This is a genomic window from Flavobacterium sp. 40-81 (assembly GCF_001898245.1).
Classification (GTDB): Bacteria; Bacteroidota; Bacteroidia; order Flavobacteriales; family Flavobacteriaceae; genus Flavobacterium; species Flavobacterium inviolabile.
Window position 1 is genome coordinate 65,307 of record NZ_MKTM01000022.1, and the last position, 22,538, is coordinate 87,844.

General features: G+C 40.5%; 19 protein-coding genes. 11 read left to right on the plus strand and 8 right to left on the minus strand.

The annotated features are described in order from the left end of the window. Window positions 1-38 precede the first annotated feature (38 nt). From BGO42_RS08470 to creD, 4 genes are read left to right on the plus strand one after another with little or no spacing between them, the layout of a single operon-like run. Complete coding sequence (locus BGO42_RS08470) at window positions 39-647, plus strand: hypothetical protein (protein WP_273245367.1); 609 nt, start codon at window positions 39-41, stop codon at window positions 645-647. Between the two features lie 5 nt (window positions 648-652). Then, on the plus strand, window positions 653-949 hold the full coding sequence (locus tag BGO42_RS08475) for a winged helix-turn-helix domain-containing protein (protein WP_177734996.1): 297 nt from the start codon (window positions 653-655) through the stop codon (window positions 947-949). A 53-nt stretch (window positions 950-1,002) separates the two neighbouring features. Next, complete coding sequence (locus tag BGO42_RS08480) at window positions 1,003-1,458, plus strand: hypothetical protein (protein WP_273245365.1); 456 nt, start codon at window positions 1,003-1,005, stop codon at window positions 1,456-1,458. A gap of 15 nt (window positions 1,459-1,473) precedes the next feature. Then, complete coding sequence (gene creD / locus BGO42_RS08485; protein ID WP_273245363.1) at window positions 1,474-2,808, plus strand: cell envelope integrity protein CreD; 1,335 nt, start codon at window positions 1,474-1,476, stop codon at window positions 2,806-2,808. A gap of 106 nt (window positions 2,809-2,914) precedes the next feature. On the opposite strand, the gene BGO42_RS08490 is transcribed toward creD, so the two are convergent. From BGO42_RS08490 to BGO42_RS08500, 3 genes are read right to left on the minus strand one after another with little or no spacing between them, the layout of a single operon-like run. After that, a complete protein-coding gene (locus BGO42_RS08490) occupies window positions 2,915-4,015 on the minus strand; it encodes a peptidylprolyl isomerase (RefSeq protein ID WP_394353031.1) in 1,101 nt (366 codons plus the stop codon). 30 nt (window positions 4,016-4,045) lie between these two features. Beyond that, complete coding sequence (gldI, locus tag BGO42_RS08495; RefSeq protein ID WP_273245360.1) at window positions 4,046-4,624, minus strand: gliding motility-associated peptidyl-prolyl isomerase GldI; 579 nt, start codon at window positions 4,622-4,624, stop codon at window positions 4,046-4,048. Window positions 4,625-4,628: 4 nt separating this feature from the next. Then, window positions 4,629-5,645, minus strand: coding sequence for a DHH family phosphoesterase (locus tag BGO42_RS08500; protein ID WP_177735004.1), 1,017 nt, complete (start codon window positions 5,643-5,645; stop codon window positions 4,629-4,631). A 138-nt stretch (window positions 5,646-5,783) separates the two neighbouring features. On the opposite strand from BGO42_RS08500, the gene BGO42_RS08505 reads away from it, so the two are divergent. Then, window positions 5,784-6,200, plus strand: a complete 417-nt coding sequence (locus BGO42_RS08505; RefSeq protein WP_273245357.1) for a hypothetical protein — start codon at window positions 5,784-5,786, stop codon at window positions 6,198-6,200. A 71-nt stretch (window positions 6,201-6,271) separates the two neighbouring features. On the opposite strand, the gene BGO42_RS08510 is transcribed toward BGO42_RS08505, so the two are convergent. Both BGO42_RS08510 and BGO42_RS08515 read right to left on the minus strand, forming a co-directional pair. After that, entirely contained in the window at window positions 6,272-7,339 is a 1,068-nt protein-coding gene (locus tag BGO42_RS08510; RefSeq protein WP_177735008.1) for an inorganic phosphate transporter, read from the minus strand. Window positions 7,340-7,369: 30 nt separating this feature from the next. Next, a complete protein-coding gene (locus BGO42_RS08515; RefSeq protein WP_177735010.1) occupies window positions 7,370-8,014 on the minus strand; it encodes a DUF47 domain-containing protein in 645 nt (214 codons plus the stop codon). Between the two features lie 181 nt (window positions 8,015-8,195). On the opposite strand from BGO42_RS08515, the gene BGO42_RS08520 reads away from it, so the two are divergent. From BGO42_RS08520 to BGO42_RS08530, 3 genes are all read left to right on the plus strand, one after another. Continuing rightward, window positions 8,196-9,824, plus strand: coding sequence for an acyl-CoA carboxylase subunit beta (locus BGO42_RS08520; protein WP_177735012.1), 1,629 nt, complete (start codon window positions 8,196-8,198; stop codon window positions 9,822-9,824). A 134-nt stretch (window positions 9,825-9,958) separates the two neighbouring features. Then, a complete protein-coding gene (locus tag BGO42_RS08525; protein WP_273245353.1) occupies window positions 9,959-11,590 on the plus strand; it encodes a M1 family metallopeptidase in 1,632 nt (543 codons plus the stop codon). A gap of 117 nt (window positions 11,591-11,707) precedes the next feature. Then, window positions 11,708-12,133, plus strand: coding sequence for a DoxX family protein (locus BGO42_RS08530; RefSeq protein WP_177735016.1), 426 nt, complete (start codon window positions 11,708-11,710; stop codon window positions 12,131-12,133). A gap of 90 nt (window positions 12,134-12,223) precedes the next feature. On the opposite strand, the gene BGO42_RS08535 is transcribed toward BGO42_RS08530, so the two are convergent. Beyond that, window positions 12,224-13,264 carry an AMP-binding protein gene (locus BGO42_RS08535; protein ID WP_273245351.1) on the minus strand — a complete coding sequence of 347 codons (1,041 nt, stop codon included), beginning with the start codon at window positions 13,262-13,264 and terminating at the stop codon, window positions 12,224-12,226. Between the two features lie 11 nt (window positions 13,265-13,275). Beyond that, entirely contained in the window at window positions 13,276-14,181 is a 906-nt protein-coding gene (locus BGO42_RS08540) for a CPBP family intramembrane glutamic endopeptidase (protein WP_273245349.1), read from the minus strand. A 117-nt stretch (window positions 14,182-14,298) separates the two neighbouring features. Between BGO42_RS08540 and arsC the strand changes: the two genes are divergently transcribed. Further along, window positions 14,299-14,640, plus strand: a complete 342-nt coding sequence (gene arsC, locus BGO42_RS08545; RefSeq protein WP_177735023.1) for an arsenate reductase (glutaredoxin) — start codon at window positions 14,299-14,301, stop codon at window positions 14,638-14,640. A gap of 96 nt (window positions 14,641-14,736) precedes the next feature. Beyond that, on the plus strand, window positions 14,737-17,214 hold the full coding sequence (locus tag BGO42_RS08550) for a TonB-dependent receptor (RefSeq protein WP_273245347.1): 2,478 nt from the start codon (window positions 14,737-14,739) through the stop codon (window positions 17,212-17,214). 77 nt (window positions 17,215-17,291) lie between these two features. Here the strand turns inward: BGO42_RS08550 and BGO42_RS08555 are convergent, their stop codons facing one another. Then, window positions 17,292-19,256 carry an endonuclease gene (locus BGO42_RS08555; protein ID WP_273245345.1) on the minus strand — a complete coding sequence of 655 codons (1,965 nt, stop codon included), beginning with the start codon at window positions 19,254-19,256 and terminating at the stop codon, window positions 17,292-17,294. 307 nt (window positions 19,257-19,563) lie between these two features. Between BGO42_RS08555 and BGO42_RS08560 the strand changes: the two genes are divergently transcribed. Further along, window positions 19,564-22,344, plus strand: coding sequence for a gluzincin family metallopeptidase (locus BGO42_RS08560; protein WP_246296999.1), 2,781 nt, complete (start codon window positions 19,564-19,566; stop codon window positions 22,342-22,344). Window positions 22,345-22,538: the final 194 nt, after the last annotated feature.

Sequence of the window (22,538 nt, forward strand, 5' to 3'; positions counted from 1 at the left end):
AATTTATATTTTACTTTGTATTTCAAAGTACTTTAAAAATGGAGGCAAATAATTATTTACAGGATTTGAAAGACATTAAAGATTTAATGAATAAATCGTCACAGTTTATTTCATTAAGTGGTCTTTCCGGGATATTGGCGGGAGTTTACGCATTAATCGGAGCCTGGATTGCTAATGCGCTGATTGAAAACAATACCCGGCTTTATATCACGCTGGAAAGCGTACTTTTTAAACAGATATTACTGATAGCCGGCTGCGTTTTAGCGGCATCTCTAATAACCGCCTATCTACTGACGGTGAATAAAGCAAAAAAAATGGGCGAAAAAGTATGGAATGCTTCTTCCAAAAGACTGTTGATCAACTTTGCCATTCCGTTAGTTACCGGAGGAATCTTTGCCTTATTATTATTAAAAAACGGCTATTACGGTCTGGTAGCGCCCATCATGCTGCTTTTTTACGGCATGGCCTGTCTTAACGCCAGTAAATACACTTTGAGAGATGTTCGTTACCTGGGTTTAACGGAAATTATTTTAGGACTGTTTGCCGTTGAATTTTCCGGATATGGTTTGTATTTTTGGGTGCTCGGATTTGGCGTGTGCCATATCCTGTATGGTACCGTAATGTATTATAAATACGATAGAAAATAATTGTTTTGAAAAGTATACTCGAAAATATAAATAAAGCTTTTGACCATCGCATCCGGCTGGGCATCATGTCGATACTGATGGTCAATGAAAATGCTGATTTTACGACTCTGAAAGAACTTTTAGGGGTAACCGACGGTAACCTGGCGAGCCATGCTAAAGCGCTCGAAGCAGAACAGTATATTACGATTGAAAAACAGTTTATCGGAAAGAAACCCAACACCCGGTACATCGCTACCAAAGAAGGCCGAAAAGCTTTTCAGGACCATATTGACGCACTTGAAAAATTGATTCAAAAAAACTAAGCTATTTTTTTATCCATTTACTTTGAAATTCAAAGTACTTTTAAAAACTAAAAATGAGAGATTTTCTATTCGAGCGGTTCTACAAAATCACAAAGATCCCCTATCAGCGCTATTTTAAAAAGAATAAACCATGGGATATTACAAAAGAGGAATTACTAACCTATCCGGAAGACTCCTTAGGGTTTCATCTGGGAACATTTTTACAGGAAAATCAGTTTGAAATGGAACCGAAATTTGAAGATCACGACGTCATTCATGTACTAACCGGCACCGGCACTACGGTTAGCGACGAAATTGCCATGCAGTTTTACCTGCTGGGTAACGGTAAAAGAAGTGCTTATTTACTGATGGTCATATTATCCGGAGTACTGTGTTATCCGCACCGGTTAAAAACATACAGACACTATTACAAACGCGGGAAAGAAGCCTTGTCCTTCCATTACCTGGACTATTCCAGATTGCTCTTATTCCCCGTGAGCACCATACGCAACATTTTTAAAATTCATTAATCAAACCTCTATTTTATGGAAAATCAATTCGAACAGCAGCCTTCCCAACCGAAGACTCCCGGCATTCCGGACGTAACTCCTTTTTTTCAGACTACAACAGTCAAAATGCTGGTTGTGGGCTTCCTCACATTAGTGCTTTTAATTCCGCTGCAATTTGTAAAAGACCTGATTGCGGAGCGCTCTCAAAGAGAAAAGGAAGTCATCACGGAAATTAACGACAAATGGGGTACCGATGTTTATTTCTACGGTCCGGTGCTAAAAGTTCCCTATAAAGTTCCGGCTACGAACAGTTATAAATATGCTTATATCTTTCCGGAAAAACTGGAAAACACCACCGATGTGGAAACCAAACCGCTAAACAGGAGCAACTACAATGCTTCCGTTTTTACGGCCGATATGTATTTTAAAGGAACTTATTCAAAACCGGATTTTAGTCTAAAGGGCATTCCGCAAAGCGATATTCTCTGGGACAAAGCCACGATACTGATACAGACCAGTAATTTAAAAAGCATTAAGGACGAAGTGAAAATTGCGATCGGAAATCAGCATTTTATTTTTGAACCGATTTACACCAATTCCAATACCGGAATACAGGCATTGGAAACTGCTTTTATCCATCTTTCTCCGGACGGGGCCTACCCGCTTAATTTTGACTTTAAGGTAAAATACGACGGCAGCCAACAGATTAAATTCGTACCTATCGGAAAAACAACAGACGTGAGCATGAAATCAAACTGGCACAGTCCGGGATTTACCGGGAATTTCCTGCCAAATGACAAGACCAAAACGGTTACCCAAAACGGTTTTCAGGCAAAATGGAAAATCCTGCACATCAACAGGGCTTTTTCACAACAGTACTTTGACCTGTTACCCGATTTAAAAGCCTACGCTTTCGGCGTTAATTTTGTCATCCCAGTAGACGAGTATCAAAAAAATGAAAGAGTGTCCAAATACGGCTTCCTTGTAATCGGGCTGACCTTTCTGATCTTCTTTTTAATCCAGTCCATCAGTAAAATCAGAATCCATATTTTCCAATACAGCATGATCGGTATTGCTCTTATTATGTTCTATACCCTGCTAATAGCCATTACCGAACACAGCAGTTTCCTGAAAGCCTATATTATTTCCGGAGCTGCCGTAGTCGCGATGATAACCATCTATTCCGTTTCCATACTGAAAAACTATAAGTTTCCGGCGTTTATCGGGTTATCCCTCACTGCCCTGTATGCTTTTATCTTTGTGATCATACAACTGGAAAATTATGCCCTGTTAGTAGGCAGTATCGGTTTGTTCATCATCCTGGGATTAGTGATGTATTTCTCCCGAAGAATCGACTGGAACAACAATTAACGGTATTAAACAATATGCCCTATACGGCATCCGTATCCATAAAAAAACCAGGACTTGTGTCCTGGTTTTGTATTTTTAAAAGTTCTGTTTATGACAGACTTTAGTATCATTTTTTCGCTTTCGGAGCCGGTTGTGTTTCCAACATTTCGATCTCGAAAATCAAATTAGTATTTGGCGGGATGATTGCATAACCACGTTCTCCGTAAGCCAGATGCGATGGGATAAAAAGGATCGCTTTATCTCCAAAAGACATATTTTCCAATCCTTCAATAAATCCAGGGATCAAACCTTCTTTCTGACCATAAGGGAATGGGAACGGGATATACTGGTTCGCTGCAGCTCTGTTAGCATCGTGCTTTCCGAATTGTTTTGCAATTTCTTCATAGCTGGTATCGAATAATTCTCCGCTTTCGAAATATCCCGCATAGTTTACATATACCTGAGTTCCTGCAGCCGGTTTTTTACCGTTTCCTTTAGTAACAATTTTATATTCCAATCCGGATTGTGTTTTTGTAGCTCCTGTTTTTGCTGCTGCAAATTCAGCTACTTTATCCGTTTTTACTTTCGACATGCTCTCTGCTAATTTCTTTTGGGTTACCGATTCTGTATCGTAGTAACTTTTAAATACTTTAGGCGCGTCAAATTTTTTGGCATCTTTACCAACACGAACAATCGTAACTTTTTTAATCACATCGTTTTGTTCGATTTTGTTCACAACATCCATTCCTTCCACAACTTCTCCGAAAACAGTGTGTTTCCCGTCTAACCAAGGTGTTGCTTTGTGTGTAATAAAAAACTGGCTTCCGTTAGTTCCGGCTCCAGCATTTGCCATAGACAAAATACCGGCTTTCGCATGTTTTAATTCCGGAACGATCTCGTCTTTAAATTTATAACCCGGTCCGCCGTTTCCGCTTCCTTCCGGATCACCACCCTGAATCATAAAATCTTTGATTACTCTGTGGAATTTCACTTCATTATAAAAAGGTTTTCCTTTATATTGTGCCGTTACAAAAGGATTTTTTCCTTCTGCCAAAGAAACAAAATTGGCTACCGTAATCGGCGTTTTCTGGTATTCTAATTTAACGATTATGTTACCTTTATTCGTCTCGATATCTGCATATAGTCCGTCGCCTAATTTATCGTAAGACGAAGTACAAGATGAAAATAAAGCAATAAGGCCTAAAAATAAACTTGTCATTGATTTCATTTTTTAAATTGATAATTATTTACTGGTTTCTTAATTGGTTTTTGGTTCTGTTTTTACAGCGCTTTTCGGATCTGCTTTAATATCGGTTAACGTTACCGTACACATTAACGGTTCGTTAGTACCAATTTTATCATTATCACCGTGATAACCGTAAGCCATGTGGGAAGGAAATAAGAACGTTACCTTCTCTCCTTTTTTCATTAACTTAATACCGTCGCGAAGTCCCATCATGATGTTTTGTTTGTCAACAAGATACACCTGAGCTTTCAGATCGGCTTCCGTATAAATGATTTTGCCCTGCAAATCACTGATATGGTAATCAAAATAAGCGATATCACCTTTTTTAGGTGTTACTGTTTCCGTCTCATTTTTAATGTCATAACGGTACCAGTACCCCTTAGCCGAAGCAATATAGGTTTTGGCCGTATCCTTATCGATAATGGCATCTATAAGCGATTCCTCATTGGCAATCAGCTTTTTGTTCCGCTTGATCGATTCTTTAATAAAAGTCCCCGAACTGTGCGAAATGGGCTGTCTTGCCTGTTGCTGGGAACAACCGGCAAATACGAAACCGAAAACGGCAAGACTTAAAAAATATACTTTTTTCATAAACTTATGATGTCTTTTCAGTTGCTAAAATAGCAATAAATTGTTGTATCGTTTCTTCTAATGGCAAAAAGGATTTTCCGCCGGCTGCATTTATGTGTCCGCCGCCGTTAAAATGCTTTCTTGCAAATTGATTCACATCAAAACCGCCCTGCGATCGAAAGGAGATCTTAACGATTCCTTCTTCTTTATTTTCAATAAATATAGCGGTAAAATCAATCCCTTTAATCGAAAGCCCATAATTTACAATGCCTTCCGTATCGCCTTTGGCATAATCAAACATATCCAGTTCTTCCTGCGTTAAGGTAATATAGGACGTTTTATATTCCGGCAGCAGTTTCAGGTTTTGAAGTCCTCTTCCCAGCAGCTGCAAACGGTTATAAGAGCTGGTATCGAACAATAAATTGTGAATTTTACTGTTTTCCACACCTTTATCAATCAAATCGGCCACTACACGATGGGTGGTACTGGTTGTTAAAGGAAAGCGGAAAGAACCCGAATCGGTTACAATACCGGTATAAATACAGGTCGCAATGGTTTTGTCTATTAAATCCCCATACCCCAGTTCCTGTAAAAAGGTAAACACCATTTCGCAGGTAGAACCGTAACCGGTATCGGAAAAAGTATATTGTGCATAAGTATCCGGCAGCTGGTGGTGGTCGATCATTACAAAGGTTTTGTCTTCCAGCGTTTTTAAGAAAACTTCCATTTGCTCCCCAACGCGGTGCAGCGCATTAAAATCCAGTGTAAAGACGATATCTGCCTGTTTTAGCCGTTCTTCGGCTGCTTTTTTATCCGTTTCATAAATCATTACGGTTTCCGAAGCCGGAAGCCAGTTTAAAAAATCGGGAAAATCATTCGGAGAAATCACAACCGCCTCATGGTTTAACTTCTGAAACGTGTGATACAGGGCTAAAGTAGACCCCATTGCATCACCATCAGGATTTCTATGCGGAATAATCACAATCTTTTTAGGTGAAGCAAGCAGCGTTTTTACAGCTTCAATTTCATTTTTATTCATCATGCTGCGAATTTACAGTTTTTTGGTTCACAAAAATAATTCCTACTTCTTAAAAAATACGGTTTTAAAAAAACTCTTAAAATATAATGTGCTTCGATACGTTTTTTTGTATTATTGTCACTGCTAAATGAATTCAACCCAATGAAAACTATTAAAAAAGCTTTTATTCTTTTATTGCTGATTGCCGGCGGAAACGAGCTATACAGTCAGGATTACCGCTTTATAACAACCGGCGTGAGCGTATCTGAAAAAGATAAAAAAGGAAAATGGAGCGATTATACCGATTTTAAAAAGGCGGAAATTATTGTCAACCTGAACACCGACAAAAACAGGATCATGATTTATTCCAATGTGGAGCAGTTATTCAGGATCGTTGAGTATTATGACAAAAAATCAACTCCTACAGATGATATCGCTTCGTTTCAGTGTGTCACAAATGACGGTGAAAACTGTGTTGTCAGCATCTATACCCGGAAAAACCAGGGTAACCGGAAACAACTGTACATCTATTATAAGGACAGAATTATCGTGTACAACATGAAATATCTTAAGAACTAAAAAAATAACCAGCATAAAAAAAGCGCTATTCCGGGAATAGCGCTTTTTTATATAATTACTTTAAGCAGAGCTTAAAAGATCATTTTCAGGATATAATAAATGATAGCTGCGATTAAAGCCGATACCGGAATGGTTAAGATCCATGCCCATAAAAGGTTAATCGTTACACCCCATCTTACCGCCGAGATACGTTTGGTAATCCCAACCCCGATAATCGAACCGGTAATGGTATGTGTTGTCGATACAGGAACGCCCATGTGCTCCGTTAAATATAACGTAACCGCTCCGGCAGTTTCTGCGGCAACACCTTCTAACGGCGTTACTTTGGTAATTTTAGAACCCATTGTTTTCACAATTTTCCAACCGCCGCTCAATGTTCCTAAACCGATAGCCAGGAAGCTGACAAAAGGAACCCAGGCCCAGTCGTCTACGAAATGCGCAAAACGATCGGCAGACTCTAAAGAAGTATAGGCTACATCGCCCATATTCATGTGGTAGCAGATTACCGCTGCTCCGATAATACCCATAACTTTCTGAGCATCATTACCACCATGTCCTAAACTGAATAATGCCGAAGAAACCAACTGTAATTTCTTAAACCATTTATCAGCCTTATGCGGGTTTGCCTTCCGGCAGATATTCATAATGAGTATGGTGATGAGATAGGCAATTAACATACCGATCAAAGGGGCACAGAAGATAAAAAGGAACGTCGGGATAACTTTCACATAGTTAATAACGTCTACTCCGTTTTCTGATAAGGCTCCGGCATGTGCCAAAGCTGCTCCCATAAAACCACCTAATAACGTGTGGGATGAAGAAGAGGGAATACCCAGCTTCCAGGTTAGTAAATTCCAGATAATCGCTGCAATAAGCCCGGCAAGAATAACTTCAAGTGTAATAAAGTTTTCGTTAACCGATTTTGCAATCGTATTACCGATCTTAAACTCCCCTATCCAGTAACGGGAAATAAAATAGGCTGCAAAGTTAAATGCTGCGGCCCATAATACTGCCTGGAAAGGTGTCAGAACTTTTGTTGCCACGATAGTTGCAATGGAATTTGCCGCATCGTGAAAACCGTTGATATAATCAAAAATCAGTGCCAGTACAATGATTATGATAAGTAATGTAAAATCCATAGAATTTCGTTTCTAAAGTAATGAATGCTGTTAAGAATATTTAACCGTTACCGATTCCAATACATTGGCAACACTCTTACATTTGTCTGATGCAGTTTCTAATGCCGATAAAACCTCTTTATATTTAATGATGTTTTTAGCATCCGTTTCGTTTTCGAAAATATCGGCTACCGCTTTATCAAATACATTATCTGCTTTACTTTCTAATTTGTTGATTTTTTTACACGCATCAGCAATCGCTTTCAGGTTTTTCAAATCTTTAAGCTCTTTAATGGCAACACCAATATGCTGACATGCTTCCAGATTGATCTCTGTTAATTTACGGATCGATTTTGTAATTTTTTCAACCTGGTACAAACGCATTCTGCTTGCTGCACCGTGCATATAATCTGCCACATCATCAATTGCCGTGATCAAAGCGTGAATATCCTCTCTGTCAAAAGGAGTAATGAAGTTTCGGCTTAACTCTAAGTTCGTTTTATGCGTAATTTCTTCAATATTTGCTTCTAATTCTTCGATCTTTTTATAGTACTCCTCACGTTCATTTTTAGAAGCGTTCACTGCTTCATGAAGTGTTTCAGCCAATTGAATCAGGTTCAACGAAGCCTGCTCAAAAAGAGGGAAAAATTTCTTATCTTTCGGTACTAAAAACTGGAAAATGTTGTTTAATGACATCGTATGTTAATTTAATGACGCGAAATTACCCTCGTAGTGTTAAGTTAACGTTAACTAAACAACAATTCATGTTTAATAAATCCCTTTCAAAAACTTCGGCACAGACACTACTTTTTATTGGCAATTAAATCGTAAATTAGCGCGCCAACAAAGGAAATAAAAAGCATAAACACAACACATAATGGACTTAAACTTCAACAAAAACGAAGATCATAACAAACTATTAGTCTCAGAATTAAAACAAAATTTAGCGAAAGTTAAACTTGGAGGTGGAGAAAAACGCATCGCAAAATTACATTCGGAAGGAAAAATGACTGCCCGTGAGCGTATTGATTATTTACTGGACGAAAAAGCAAAGAGCGTGGAAATCGGCGCATTTGTAGGCGATGGTATGTATAAAGAACACGGCGGATGCCCTTCGGGAGGTGTCGTTGTTAAAATAGGATATATAAAAGGCAAACAATGTATCGTTGTAGCCAATGATGCCACGGTAAAAGCCGGAGCCTGGTTTCCGATTACCGCAAAGAAAAACCTGAGAGCCCAGGAAATCGCCATGGAAAACAAACTTCCTATTATCTACCTTGTGGATAGTGCCGGGGTTTATTTACCGTTGCAGGATGAAATCTTCCCGGACAAAGAACACTTCGGGCGTATTTTCCGTAACAACGCCATCATGAGCAGCATGGGTATTACCCAGATTGCCGCTGTAATGGGAAGCTGTGTTGCCGGTGGAGCTTATTTACCGATCATGAGCGACGAAGCGCTTATTGTGGACAAAACTGGCAGTATTTTCCTGGCCGGAAGCTATCTGGTAAAAGCGGCTATTGGCGAAACAATCGACAATGAAACACTGGGCGGTGCAACTACACACTGTGAAATCTCAGGCGTTACCGATTATAAAGCAAAAGATGATAAAGATGCTCTGGACACCATCAAAAACATTGTGGGTAAAATAGGCGATTTTGAAAAAGCAGGATACAATCGTGAAAAACCGGCAAAACCGGCTTTAGACGAAAACGAGATCTACGGAATACTTCCAAAAGCACGTTCGGAACAATATGACATGATGGAAATCATCAAACGTATGGTGGACAATTCGGAATTTGACGAATACAAAGCCGGTTACGGACAAACGATCATTACCGGTTATGCCCGTATTGACGGCTGGGCTGTGGGCATTGTGGCCAACCAGCGTAAAGTGGTAAAAACCAAAAAAGGAGAAATGCAGTTTGGCGGGGTAATTTATTCCGACAGTGCCGATAAAGCCACCCGTTTTATTGCCAATTGTAACCAGAAGAAAATTCCATTGGTGTTTTTACAGGACGTTACCGGATTTATGGTAGGTTCCAAATCCGAACACGGCGGTATTATTAAAGACGGAGCCAAAATGGTTAATGCCGTTTCCAACTCTGTAGTACCTAAATTTACCGTTGTAGTAGGAAACTCTTACGGAGCAGGAAACTATGCCATGTGCGGTAAAGCCTACGACCCGAGATTAATATTCGCATGGCCAAGTGCCGAACTGGCAGTAATGGGCGGTGCGCAGGCTGCTAAAGTATTATTGCAGATTGAAGCGTCTTCCTTAAAAGCCAAAGGTGAAGAATTAACACCGGAAAAAGAAGCCGAAATGTTCGACAAAATCAAAGCGCGTTATGACGCTCAGGTTTCTCCGTATTATGCCGCTTCCCGACTTTGGACAGATGCTATTATCGATCCGCTGGATACCCGTAAATGGATCTCCATGGGAATTGAGGCTGCCAACCACGCCCCTATCGAAAAACCATTTAACCTTGGCGTGATCCAGGTATAACCGTTAAAATGTAACAAATTCAAAAATCTACTACTTATTCCCAGGCAGTAGATTTTTTTTTATGCCCTAAAAACACAATAGATACCCGTTTTACTATTAATTTAGCACTATTATTATAACCCAATTTATAAGCTATGAAAAACATTATTCTCTCCGCAATGGTAGTATTAGGAATGCAGCAGGTTTCTGCACAGCTTATCACAGAAAAAGAAACTTTTACCAGACGCGATTCGCTGCATGGCGGACTTCGTCCGGAGCGAACCGATTATGATGTGCAGCGTTACGACCTGAACATTACCATCAATCCCGGAGAGCGTTCCATCACGGGTTATAATGATATTACTTTCAAACTGATATACAACACCAATAAAATCCAGGTGGATCTATTTGAAAACATGAAAGTGGACAGTATCGTATTCGAAAAGAAAAAACTGGACTATATCCGCGATAATGACGCTGTTTTTATCGCCTTTCCAAACCGGTTAACGAGAGACAGCACCCATAAAATACGTTTTTATTATTCCGGTAAACCAACGGTTGCCAAAAATGCACCGTGGGATGGCGGTTTTGTTTTCAGCAAAGATGTCCAGGGAAAAGACTGGATCGCTGTTGCGGTACAGGGAACCGGAGCCAGTTTGTGGTATCCGGTAAAAGATTCCCAGACAGACGAACCGGATAAAGGCGCTACCATTAAAGTGGCCGTTCCAAACGGTTTGATGAATGTTTCCAACGGCAGGTTCCTGGGAAGTGAAGACCTGAAAAACGGTTATACCCGATGGGACTGGGAAGTGATCAACCCGATTAACAACTACGACATCACGGTAAATATTGCCGATTATGCCCATATTCACGACAATTATAAAGGTCTGGACCTGGATTACTACGTATTGCGTGAAAACGAAAGCAAAGCCCGCAAACACTTTGAAGAAGTAAAACCCATGATGGACTGCTTCCAGTCGAAATTCGGGAAATACCCGTTCTGGGAAGACAGCTATAAATTAGTCGAAACACCCTATCTGGGAATGGAGCATCAAAGTGCCGTTGCCTATGGTAACAAATACCGAAAAGGCTATTTGGGGCATGACAACAGCGGTACCGGAATCGGGATGACGTTTGACTTTATCACCATACACGAATCCGGGCACGAATGGTTCGGGAACAGCATCACCTCAAAAGACATCGCAGACATGTGGATACACGAAGCCTTCACTACCTATACAGAAGCTGTTTTTGTGGAATGCACGCTGGGCTATGACAAAGCACTGGCTTACGTGAACGGTCAGTCAAGAAACGTTCGGAACGACCGTCCGATTATCGGTTTCTACGGAGTTAATAAAGAAGGTTCCGGCGATATGTATTACAAAGGTTCTCTGTTGCTGAATACCATCCGCCACATCATCAACAATGATGCGAAATGGTGGAAGCTGTTACTGGATTATTCCGAAACCTATAAAAAACAAATTATCGATACCGAAACGGTTATTGCCTTTTTCAACAAAGAAACCGGTATGAACCTGACACCGCTTTTTGACCAGTACCTTCGCTATAAAGATATTCCGGCTTTAGAATTGCGCACTGAGAACCAAAAAGTGGAATACCGCTGGAAAACCAATGTAACCGATTTTCAGATGCCTATTGAATATTCCTACAACGGAAAAACAAGCAGGGTGAATGTCACCAATGAATGGCAGCAGTTTGACAAAAAAACAGACCTGAATAAATTGAAGTTCAATACCCAGAAAATGTATTATACTGTAGTAAAATAAATATTAAATTATTTATTTTAACATTTAACATCGTTAAAGCGCTTATTTTTAACTAAAAAATTATACATTTTAATTTTTATTTAGTAACTTTCATCCTAAATCAAATAGTCATTTGTTATGGATAGAGTTAAAAGTTTAAACAAATGGGCCAATGCGCATACCAGCTATCCGCTAGACCTAGTTAGAATTGCTCTTGGTGTCTTTTTGTTTTTGAGAGGTGCCTTTTTTGTTGCAAACAGACAATATCTGCATGAAATTTTAGGCCACATGAATCGAAATTTCGGCAGTGAAATGCTACTCATCCACTATGTTGCTTCTGCACATATGGTTGGCGGTATCATGATTGTTTTTGGTTTACTTACCCGCTGGTCCATCTGGGTGCAATTGCCTATTTTAATCGGTGCGGTAATGATTAACTTTTTAGGACAGATGAATGTCCAGAACTTTATCATGGCAACAATAACCCTGTTAGTCTGTATCTTTTTCCTTTTTTACGGAAGCGGAAAACATTCGGCTGACTACTATTTTAAGATGAATAAGTAGCCTAGAAAATCCCTACCACAAAGACCACTTGAACCAACGTGTATTCAGAAACGTGTTGTGAACATCAAAACAGGTGACTTTGTGGTTTTTTTATTGAATCGTATCCCGCCTTTTTACTTTACCGGTGTCTGTTACCTTAAATGCCGGAACAAAAATGATCTCTTTAGGTTTCTCAAATTTCCCTAAAAAATCGAAAATCGTATTATCAATGGGATACGGTTCACTTTCAATTACCAGAACCAGTTTTTCCCCCAGTGTTTCATCTTCTTTCCCGATCACATAAAAACGATGCGGAACAACGGCCGCTAATTTTTCCTCCAGCTGTTCCGGAAACAGCTTTACGCCGCCGCTGTTGATAACGTTGTCAAAACGTCCCAGCCATATAAATTGCTTTTCATTAACAAGCTCGACCATATCGTTTGTAACCAGCTGTTCCCCGCAAACCCTCGGCGCATCAATCAGCAAGCAGCCTCTGTTGTCCGTACTGATGGTAATTCCCGGCAAAACCGTAAACGCGGTTTCCTGCACTAATTTTGCGGCAATGTGCGTGATGGTTTCGGTCATTCCGTAGGTTTCATAAACCGCAACCGGAATTTCTTTCAGGGCAGCCGCCAGAACCGTATTGATCTTAGCACCGCCAATAATGATTGTTTTAATTTGCTGCAACTGCCCTAAAGCATGCTGAACCTGCAACGGTACCATGGCACCAAACTGATACACCGTTTCATTTCCTGCCAGCGGATTCGAACTGGGCGCCACATAATCGAGTTCCAGCCCTAAAATAAAAGCCCGCACCAGCATCATTTTTCCGGCGATATATTGAATAGGCAGGCAGTGCAACGCTTTATTACCCGGCTCTAACTTAAAAAAATCGCCGGTTGCCAATGCCGAGTTCACCATCGCATCCTTTTGCAACCGGATCACTTTGGGCGTTCCGGTAGTACCGGAAGTGGTTATTTCGATAAAATCTTTTTCATCAAACCATTCCAGTATAAAGTTTCCCAAAGCCTTTTCATGCTCCTCCCCTTCCTTGATAAAAACAAAAGCACGCTGGTAAAGTTCTTTACCGTTAAAATGGGTACCATTCAATTTGAACCTGTTGTGCACTTTTTTATAAGTCAGCTTTTCCATATACTGCAAGTTTATAATGTTTCGGTAGTATTAAATTGTAATTTTCCGGTTAGCTTATCCGACCAGTTATTCCATTGGTATTTTTTTGCAAATACATAAATAAGCAAAGGAAAAACCACAAATACCGGCAAAATCACATCAAATCCGGCAGAAGGTTCCGACAAGTCTTTAAGAATCGAATGGGTCTGGAATGCAGTCCAGTCCGACGTGATTAGAAGCGCTCCGACCAGATTATTTGCCGCATGGAAGCCTAAAGCCAGTTCCATGCCTTCATCCATTAAGGTAATGATTCCCAAAAAGAAACCGGTACCAATATAATAGATCAGTATGATATAACCCATTTTGCCTACTTCCGGATTGGCAATATGCATCAGTCCGAACATAATGGACGTAACCAGCAGCGGTATTAATTTACTATTCGTCACCACACCCAGACCCTGCATTAAATAGCCCCGGAAAAGGTATTCTTCAAAACTGGTTTGCAGCGGTACTAAAATCACCGCCAGGATCAGAAAGGTAAAAAAGGGAACCGGCTGAAAATTGATTTTAAAATTTTCAGGATGTGAAAAGTAAACCAGTAACGTCAACCCAACACTAACAAAACCCCACAATCCGAAAGAGAAAAACACCCGTTTCCAGTCAATTTTTGCGCGGGATGTGGTCAGGCTGGTAATGCTCTGGCGGTGGACCACTTTTACCCAGATCAGTAAAAAGATACAGGCTAACGACAGTGGAATAATCAGGGCTACAAAAGTAGCGTTCACGCCTATTGCCGCAATGGTCTGATGCATCACCTCTTCGGTATTCACATCCATAGAAGCAAAATAATTAGCCAGCATTAACACTAAAAACAAAACAGGAATGGGCAGGTACAATAAAAAATTAAACTTTTCGGTCTTTACTTGTTCAATAAACATATTGAGGGAGTGTTATGGGTTAGGTCCGTGACACCGGTTCACGGGTTAATAATTTGTTACCACTAAGTTACTTCAATTTTCAAATAATATCATTTCCTTTGTAAAAAATATTCTGCTATGATCACTATTTATCACAATCCCCGCTGTAGTAAATCCAGAGAAGGACTTTGCCTGCTGGAAGACAAAGGCATCACATTTGAAACGGTTAAATACCTGGATCAGCCTTTAAGCAAAGAAGAATTACGGTCTATTATCGGCAAGCTCAACATCAAACCTATTGAATTGGTACGTCAGAAAGAAAGTTTATGGATTGACAATTACAAAGGCAAAACGTTAAGTGATGAAGCGGTAATTGAAATCCTGTCAGAACATCCGAAACTGATTGAACGTCCGATCGTTATTAATGGCGATAAAGCCGTGATTGGCCGTCCGACAGCGAAAATACTGGACATTATTTAGAATAATTATAGCTTCGTTTTAACAAACATTTGTGATTTCGCGCTTAAACCTACGGTTACTTTTGCAGTCTTAAGAAGAAAACCAAACTAATTATTCATGAAAAGAGTTCATCTTGCAATAGTAATGCTATTGTTTTTGACATCATTCGTCTCTTTTGCCCAAAAACCTGATGGTAATAAAGTTACCGTTACCGGTAGAGTTGTAGACGGTGAAACCAAACAGCCTTTGGAGTATGCCAATGTTTATGCACAAAATCTAAAAAACCCTTCTACCGTTTCCGGTGCGATGACAAACGACAAAGGAGAATTCAGCTTTGAAGTTCCTGCCGGCAATTACTATATAAAAGTAGAATTCCTGTCTTTTAAAACCGTGGAAATCAAGCAAAAAGAGCTGACAAAAGACACCAGTCTGGGCATGATTACCCTGTCGCTTGATGCCAAATTGCTTCAGGAGGTTACCGTAGTAGCAGAAAAATCTACTGTTGATATCAAACTGGACAAAAAAGTATACAATGTTGGCAAAGACATGACCGTTAAAGGCGGAAGTGTGAGTGATGTTCTGGATAATGTTCCTTCCGTTTCTGTAGATTCAGACGGTAATGTAAGCCTTAGAGGAAACGACAATGTTCGTATCCTTATTGACGGAAAACCATCCGGTCTTGCCGGAATCAATGTTGCCGATGCGTTGCGTACGCTTCCGGCAGATTCTGTTGATAAAGTGGAAGTTATTACCAATCCGTCTGCAAGATATGATGCCGAAGGTGGAGCCGGCATTGTTAATATCATTCTTAAAAAAGGAAAAGCACAGGGCATTAACGGAAGTGTTACGGCTGTTGCCGGTAATCCGGATAACTTTGGTGTGAATGCCAGTGTGAATTACAGAAGTAAAAACTTTAACCTGTTCACTACTTCCGGCTATAACTATAGCGATAGTCCCGGAAACTCGTTTACCAATTCGGAATATTTAGATAAAAACACCGGAGCTGTTACCGGATATATCAACGAAAGCAGAGCCAACAGAAGAGAGCGTAAAGGATACAATACGAATTTCGGCATGGAATGGTACCTGACCAAATCATTAACCTGGACTAACTCTGTTGGTATCCGAAAAAATACCGGAGGTAATCCGGACAATGTGTATTTCGATAATTTCGATGCAAATCACAACTATCTTTTTACCCGAAATCGTTTTAACGATCAGACGAATGATTCCCAGAACGTGGAATATTCAACCAACTTTACAAAGAAATTTAAAAAAGACGGTCATAAATTAACCGTTGATGCTTCCGTTTCTTCAAACAGAGACAATGACGATGCTACCATTAGCGACATTCAATTGAATGATAACATCTATAGTGCCGACAGAACCTTCAACAAACAAAAACAAAACCGTAGCCTTATTCAATCCGACTATGTATTGCCAATTGGAAAAAACAGCCAGTTTGAAGCCGGTTACCGTGGTGATTTTACCGACCTGACAACCGATTACAGAGTGGACAACTTTACCAGTAACGTTTGGCAGAACAACAGTGATTTAACAAACGTTTTCGAATATAAAGAGCAAATCAATGCCCTTTATGCACAGTTTGGTTCAAAAATCAAGAAATTCAGCTATATGTTCGGATTGCGTTATGAAAACTCCAATATCGACATCAACTTTTTGAAAAACAGCGATTTCAACACTAAAAAATACGATAACTTTTTCCCAAGTGTTTTCCTGACGTATGAGTTTTCTCAAAGCAACAGCGTGAGTTTGAGCTACAGTAAAAGAATCAACCGTCCGAGAGGCCGTTTCTTAAACCCGTTTAGCGGACTTTCGAGTAACATCAACGTTTTTGAAGGAAATCCGGATTTAAATCCTTCCTATACCAATTCCTTCGATTTAGGTTATTTAAAACGTTGGGACAAACTTACATTAAGCACTTCTGCTTATTTCAACAAAACGGATGACAGCTTCCAGTTTATCAAAAAAGCAACCGGTAATTCCATTGAAGGAACACCTGTTTATGTGAGTACACCGGTAAACTTAGCGACAGAATACCGTTTTGGTTTTGAATTTACGTTAAACTACAATCCGTACAAATGGTGGAAATTGAACGGTAACTTCAACTTCTTCAGAAACGAACTGGACGGAAGCTATACCTATACCGATGCCAATAATGTTGAAGTATTACAGGATTTAAGCAATACTGCCTACAGCTGGTTTACCAGAGTGAGCTCTAAAGTTACTTTACCGTATGGAATTGACTGGCAGACCAACGCTACTTACAATGCGCCGCAAAACACGTCGCAGGGACGAAGTGAAGGAATTCTATCAGCTAACCTGGCATTCAGCAAAGACATCCTGAAAGACAAAGCTACCATTGCCTTAAACGTAAACGACGTATTCAATTCCCGTAAAAGAATTAGCGATACCAACATCCCGTTACAATTAAACTCACACAGTGAAATGCAATGGAGAGAGCGTCAGATCAACCTGTCTTTCACTTACCGTTTTAACAAAAGCAAAAACGAAAGAGAAAAACAACAAAAAAGAGACGACAATAACGGTGGTGACGAATATATGGGTGGATAATCCCATAACCGGAATACCCAATAAAAAAACCTTCAAAGTTAGCTTTGAAGGTTTTTTTATGTTTATGACTTTTTTACTTATCGTATCAGCAGCTTTTTCACTACCGTTTTATTATCGGATGTAATTTTTGTAATGTACATTCCGGAAGACAAATCCAGGAATACTTTTGTTGTACCTTCAAAATCCAGTGTTTTCACTTTTTGCCCGGTAATTGTGTACACTTCCAGCTGTCCGCGATCCTGAACACCGTCAATATACAGATAATCGTTCGCAGGATTCGGATATAACAATACCTGCAATGCGTTCACATCCGGTGTACTCAAAGTAGCCGACCAGGGTTCCCCCACATGCGTTCCCCAGATATAATCGGCAAGACCCGGATGATCGATAAACGGATTGCGGTTCACCTGCCAGGTATAAATATAATTGTTGCGGTTCATTTCAAAATCATCCGACGGATCGCTGTGGTTCCAGGCCAGTAAAGACGCTAAATCACCCAGCTGCCCTACGGTAGTGTCCGGCGGATTACCGTTTACCACATCCAAAGCATTGTAACGAACTGCCATATAGAATACCGCACGCGCCACATCGCCTTTCCACGAACCCTGAGTACCAACAGGACCGTTATAGTCCGTACCGCCGTAATCACGGTTGTTTCGGGAACTGTTTTCCGGACCGTCCTCTGCTCTTAAATGATGCGCATCGGCATGTGCCGCATTGATATCATCGGCATTGGTTGGCAGCCAGACATTGATCCCGTCCGGAGTAGACGAAGTACCGTTTGAAAATCCGCCTCTTGACTGCGGATAAATATGCTCCCGGTTCCAGGTTCCTACGTTACTGCTGCCGGTTTGATAATCCAGTTTCGCCCGCGGGGACTCAACATACATCATCCAGACCTGATTACTGTTCAGCGGATTCTGATCTGCTTTTTTAAGTATTTCAACAATGTCACCATAATTGTGAGCTCTCACTACCGCCGGATTGGCAATAATATTCTGAACAGCCTGTTTTAACGCCGCTCCGCTCAATCCTTCCAGTGAACTGTAATAACCGGCTGGTGCCGTACTCGTAACTACCCCATGCGTAGGATTTAAAGGCGTTCCCCATGCCGAAACCGTAAAATCGTTGTCGATTACACGGATTTCAATATTGTCGTTCATGCGCACATAACCGGCAGGAAGGGTTCCGAATTTTATTTTCAGCACCTCATCCCCTTCATCAATTGCATCATCAATGATCTGGATCGTGGTCGAAAAAGAATTGGATCCTGCAGGAATCAAAACCGTGGTATTACCGGTATAATCGGCTGTTGTAAAACTATCGTTATGCAAAGAAAAATTAAACGTCAGGTTACTCGCTACATTGGTTTGTGTCGTAAACGTAATAACAAAACTTTCCCCTTCATTCAGGTGCGTAGTGGGTGCCGTTATCGTAATCCCGTTAAAAACAATACCGCTGCCATCATTATTCGCTCCGGGTGTAGGCGCTTTAACCTCATAGGTTCCATCCGCCTTTCGCTGAATGGACTGTACCGTTCCCTGACTGTTCATGTTTTCATTAATCTGCGTGCTCACTCCCAATGCCGACAGCAAAGCCGTTGCCTGCGTATTGTTGTTTCCGTATACCAGCGCATCGATCAGGTTGGTTGTTGATGCCGGTGTGTTCATTGGAAAATCGGAACCGTTCGCCTGATAAATCGCAACCGCATCCGGTCCGTTCTGCACGACATTATTGGAAAAAATATACGTCGGCACAGGAGATACCAGCGTATTCCCCAATACAATAATACCGTTCGCATCGGTCGTTAATCCGTCCAGGTCAATGGCATAATAGCTCAGGTTAGAGGTTCCCGTACTACCGCCGTTAAACAAAACCAGTACATAACCGTTCAAAGAAAAATTCGGAACAGTGGATTTCAGTTCAATAAACTCTTTATCATCTGTTGAAGGCGTATCGGAATCCAACTCGTTGATTACTACCTGAGAAAAGATAACATTTGACGCTAAAAAGAGTAAAATAATTAGTAATTTTTTTGTCATTCCTATTAAGTTTAGCGACAAAGTTAATTATAAACAAAAAACTAAAGGCAGCATAATTGTTAATACTTCACTGTATATCAAAAAATTACACTGTTTTAACATTCACAACACCACAGCTAAAAAAGCGTATGCCAACTCATGGAATATTATTTTTCATTACTACTGAAAATTTTCGCTAATAATTTGAATTAAAATTGTAACATTGTGAATACATACTGTTATAATTAAAAAACCAGGTTTAATCCATAAGACTTGCCAGAACCCTTTGAAAGCCATTAAATACCTTCTCCCCTTTTTATTATTTGGAATGTACTCTGTGAGTGCCCAGCACCACAGCGCAATGAGTATTACCGTTGATCCGGAGTCGAAAATGCTTAAAATACAGCAGGAAATAACCTATTATAACAACACCAAAGACACGCTGAAAGACTATATCCTAAACGACTGGAATAATGCCTATTCCGATAGAAGCACACCGCTGGCCAAACGTTTTTCGGACGAATTTACCCGGATTTTCCATCTTGCCGGCGAGAGCGACAGAGGACACACCAATATTGTTTCCGTTATCGATCAGAACCAGCGAAGACTGGAATGGTCCCGGCTTCCCAACCAACCCGATTTAGTCGACATTCATTTGCTGAATCCGGTATATCCGAAGCAGAAATTCCGGATTAACATCGTCTATTCCGTAAAAATACCCAACGACCGTTTTACCCGTTACGGCTTTAATAATGCGGGTGATTTCTATATTAAAAACTGGTTTCTGACACCTGCCCGATACGAAAAAAACACTTTTGTAAAATACAGCAATGAAAACCTGGACGATATTTCAAATGCAATTTCCGATTTTGATATTCAGCTAAAAGTACCGGCGGCACTATCGCTAACCACCGACCTGGACATTACCGCCACTACCGAAGAAGACGGTTTTAAAAACTATACCCTGACCGGAAAAAACAGGCAGGACATTATCCTCGCACTGGAAAACACGCTAACATACGGCAATTACAAAAACGACAAAACAGAAATTACGAGCAACATTAAAGAAAACAAGCTCAGTGAAGTTCAAAAAGCCATTATCATTGACCGTGTCGTTAACTATGTAGCCGAACACCTGGGCAATCCGGCACAGGACAAAATGGTTATCAGCCAGACCGACTATGACCGCAACCCGTTTTACGGCTTAAACCAGCTGCCCAAATTCCTCAGACCCTTTCCGGATGAATTTGTCTATGAGCTCAAGTTCCTGAAAACATACGTAAACAACTACCTAAAAAACACCTTACAGGTCAATCACCGGGAAGACAACTGGATATACGATGGTATTCAGGTCTACACGATGATGAAGTATATTGAAGACAATTACCCCAATGTGAAAATGACCGGAACATTGGCACGCTATAAATTCCTGAGAGGCTTTAGCCTTTTTACCACCGGGTTTAACGAACAATACAGCTATCTGTACCTGATGATGGCCCGTATGAACCTCGATCAGCCCATCGGGAATCCGAAAAACACCTTTGTAAAATTCAACGAACAAATATCCGGAAAATACAAAGCCGGCTTAGCCCTGAATTACCTGGATTCCTACCTGCAGCACGACAGCGTAGACAGTGCGCTTTATGATTTCGTGACCCTAAACAAAAGTCAGCAGACCTCACGAAACGATATCGAAACCATACTAAAATCAAAAACACCCAAAAATATCGACTGGTTTTTCAAATCTGTTATCAATTCCAGGGACCTGATCGATTATAAATTCGGAAAAGTACGGGACGACGGCAGCAACATACAGGTTGAAGTCAAAAACAATGCTCAGGCAACCGTTCCCGTTCCGTTATACGGTATGAAAAACGGTCAGATAGTTTCGAAAACCTGGCTGGAAAATATAGCTAAGGACACCATCGTATCCGTTCCGAAAGAAGGGATTGACAAACTGGCGCTTAATCACACCAATGAAGTGCCCGAATTTAACCGTCGGAACAACTATAAAACGCTAAAAGGCTTTCCTTCGCTGAACCGTCCGGTAAAATTCAACTTCTTTAAAGACCTTGAAGATCCGCAATACAACCAGTTTTTTTATGTTCCGGATTTCAATTACAACCTGTATGACGGTTTGATGCTCGGCATGCGCATTCACAATGAAACCCTGCTGGACAAGCCGTTTCAGTTTGATATTATCCCTGATTATTCCACGAATACCAAAGAACTGGTAGGAAGTGCGACACTCTCCTATTTCCAGAATATCCGGGACGAACGTTTGTACAACATCCGTTATTCCATTTCCGGTTCAACGCTCCATTATGCGCCGAATGCTTCCTATACGAAGATCATGCCTTCGGTACAGTTCCGTTTCCGGGAACCGGATTACCGCGAAAACAGAAAAGAGACCATCCTGATACGTCATGTCTTTGTAGAAAAAGAAGATTCACCGCTGCTTAAAAACAAAAAAGAAGAAAACTATTCTGTTTTTAATGCCCGTTATTCCATAGGGGAAGCAGAAACCGCAAGACTGTACAGCTTTTTAACCGATTTGCAGATTGCCAGCAATTTCAGCAGGCTTTCCGCCGAAATGCAGTACCGGAAATTATTTGACGACAGGCGGCAGGTCACCGTTCGTTTTTTTGCCGGTACCTTTATGTATAACGAAACCGGAACCGATTTCTTTAGCTTCGGACTGGACCGTCCTTCCGATTATCTTTTCGGTTACAACCTTATTGGCCGTTCGGAATCGACCGGACTTTTCAGCCAGCAGTTTGTAATGGCCGACGGTGGTTTTAAATCCAAATTAAAAAACCGCTATGCAAACCAGTGGATGACCACCACCAATGCCAGTTTCAGTATCTGGAACTGGGTGGAAGCCTATGCCGATGCCGGAATCATTAAAAACCGTTTCTCCAATCCGCAGTTTGTTTACGACAGCGGAATCCGGCTGAATCTGGTTCAGGACTATTTCGAGCTCTATTTCCCGGTGTATTCCAATAACGGCTGGGAAGTAAACGATCCTAATTACGGACAGCGCATCCGGTTTGTCGTAACCCTGAGTGCCAAAACCCTGGTTTCGCTATTTACCAGAAAGTGGTTCTAAATAAACGATAAAAAAACAGGCATTTTTATTTTATTTTATTAAAAAAACTTTGATAAAATACTATTTTCAATAAAATATCCTCAACAAAACAAGACAAACCCATAGTTTTTTTACCAAATGTTGAATTGTTATTTTCACAATCCTTTGTTTTGTATTGACTAAATAATTAAATTTGTCCCAATCTCATTATTATT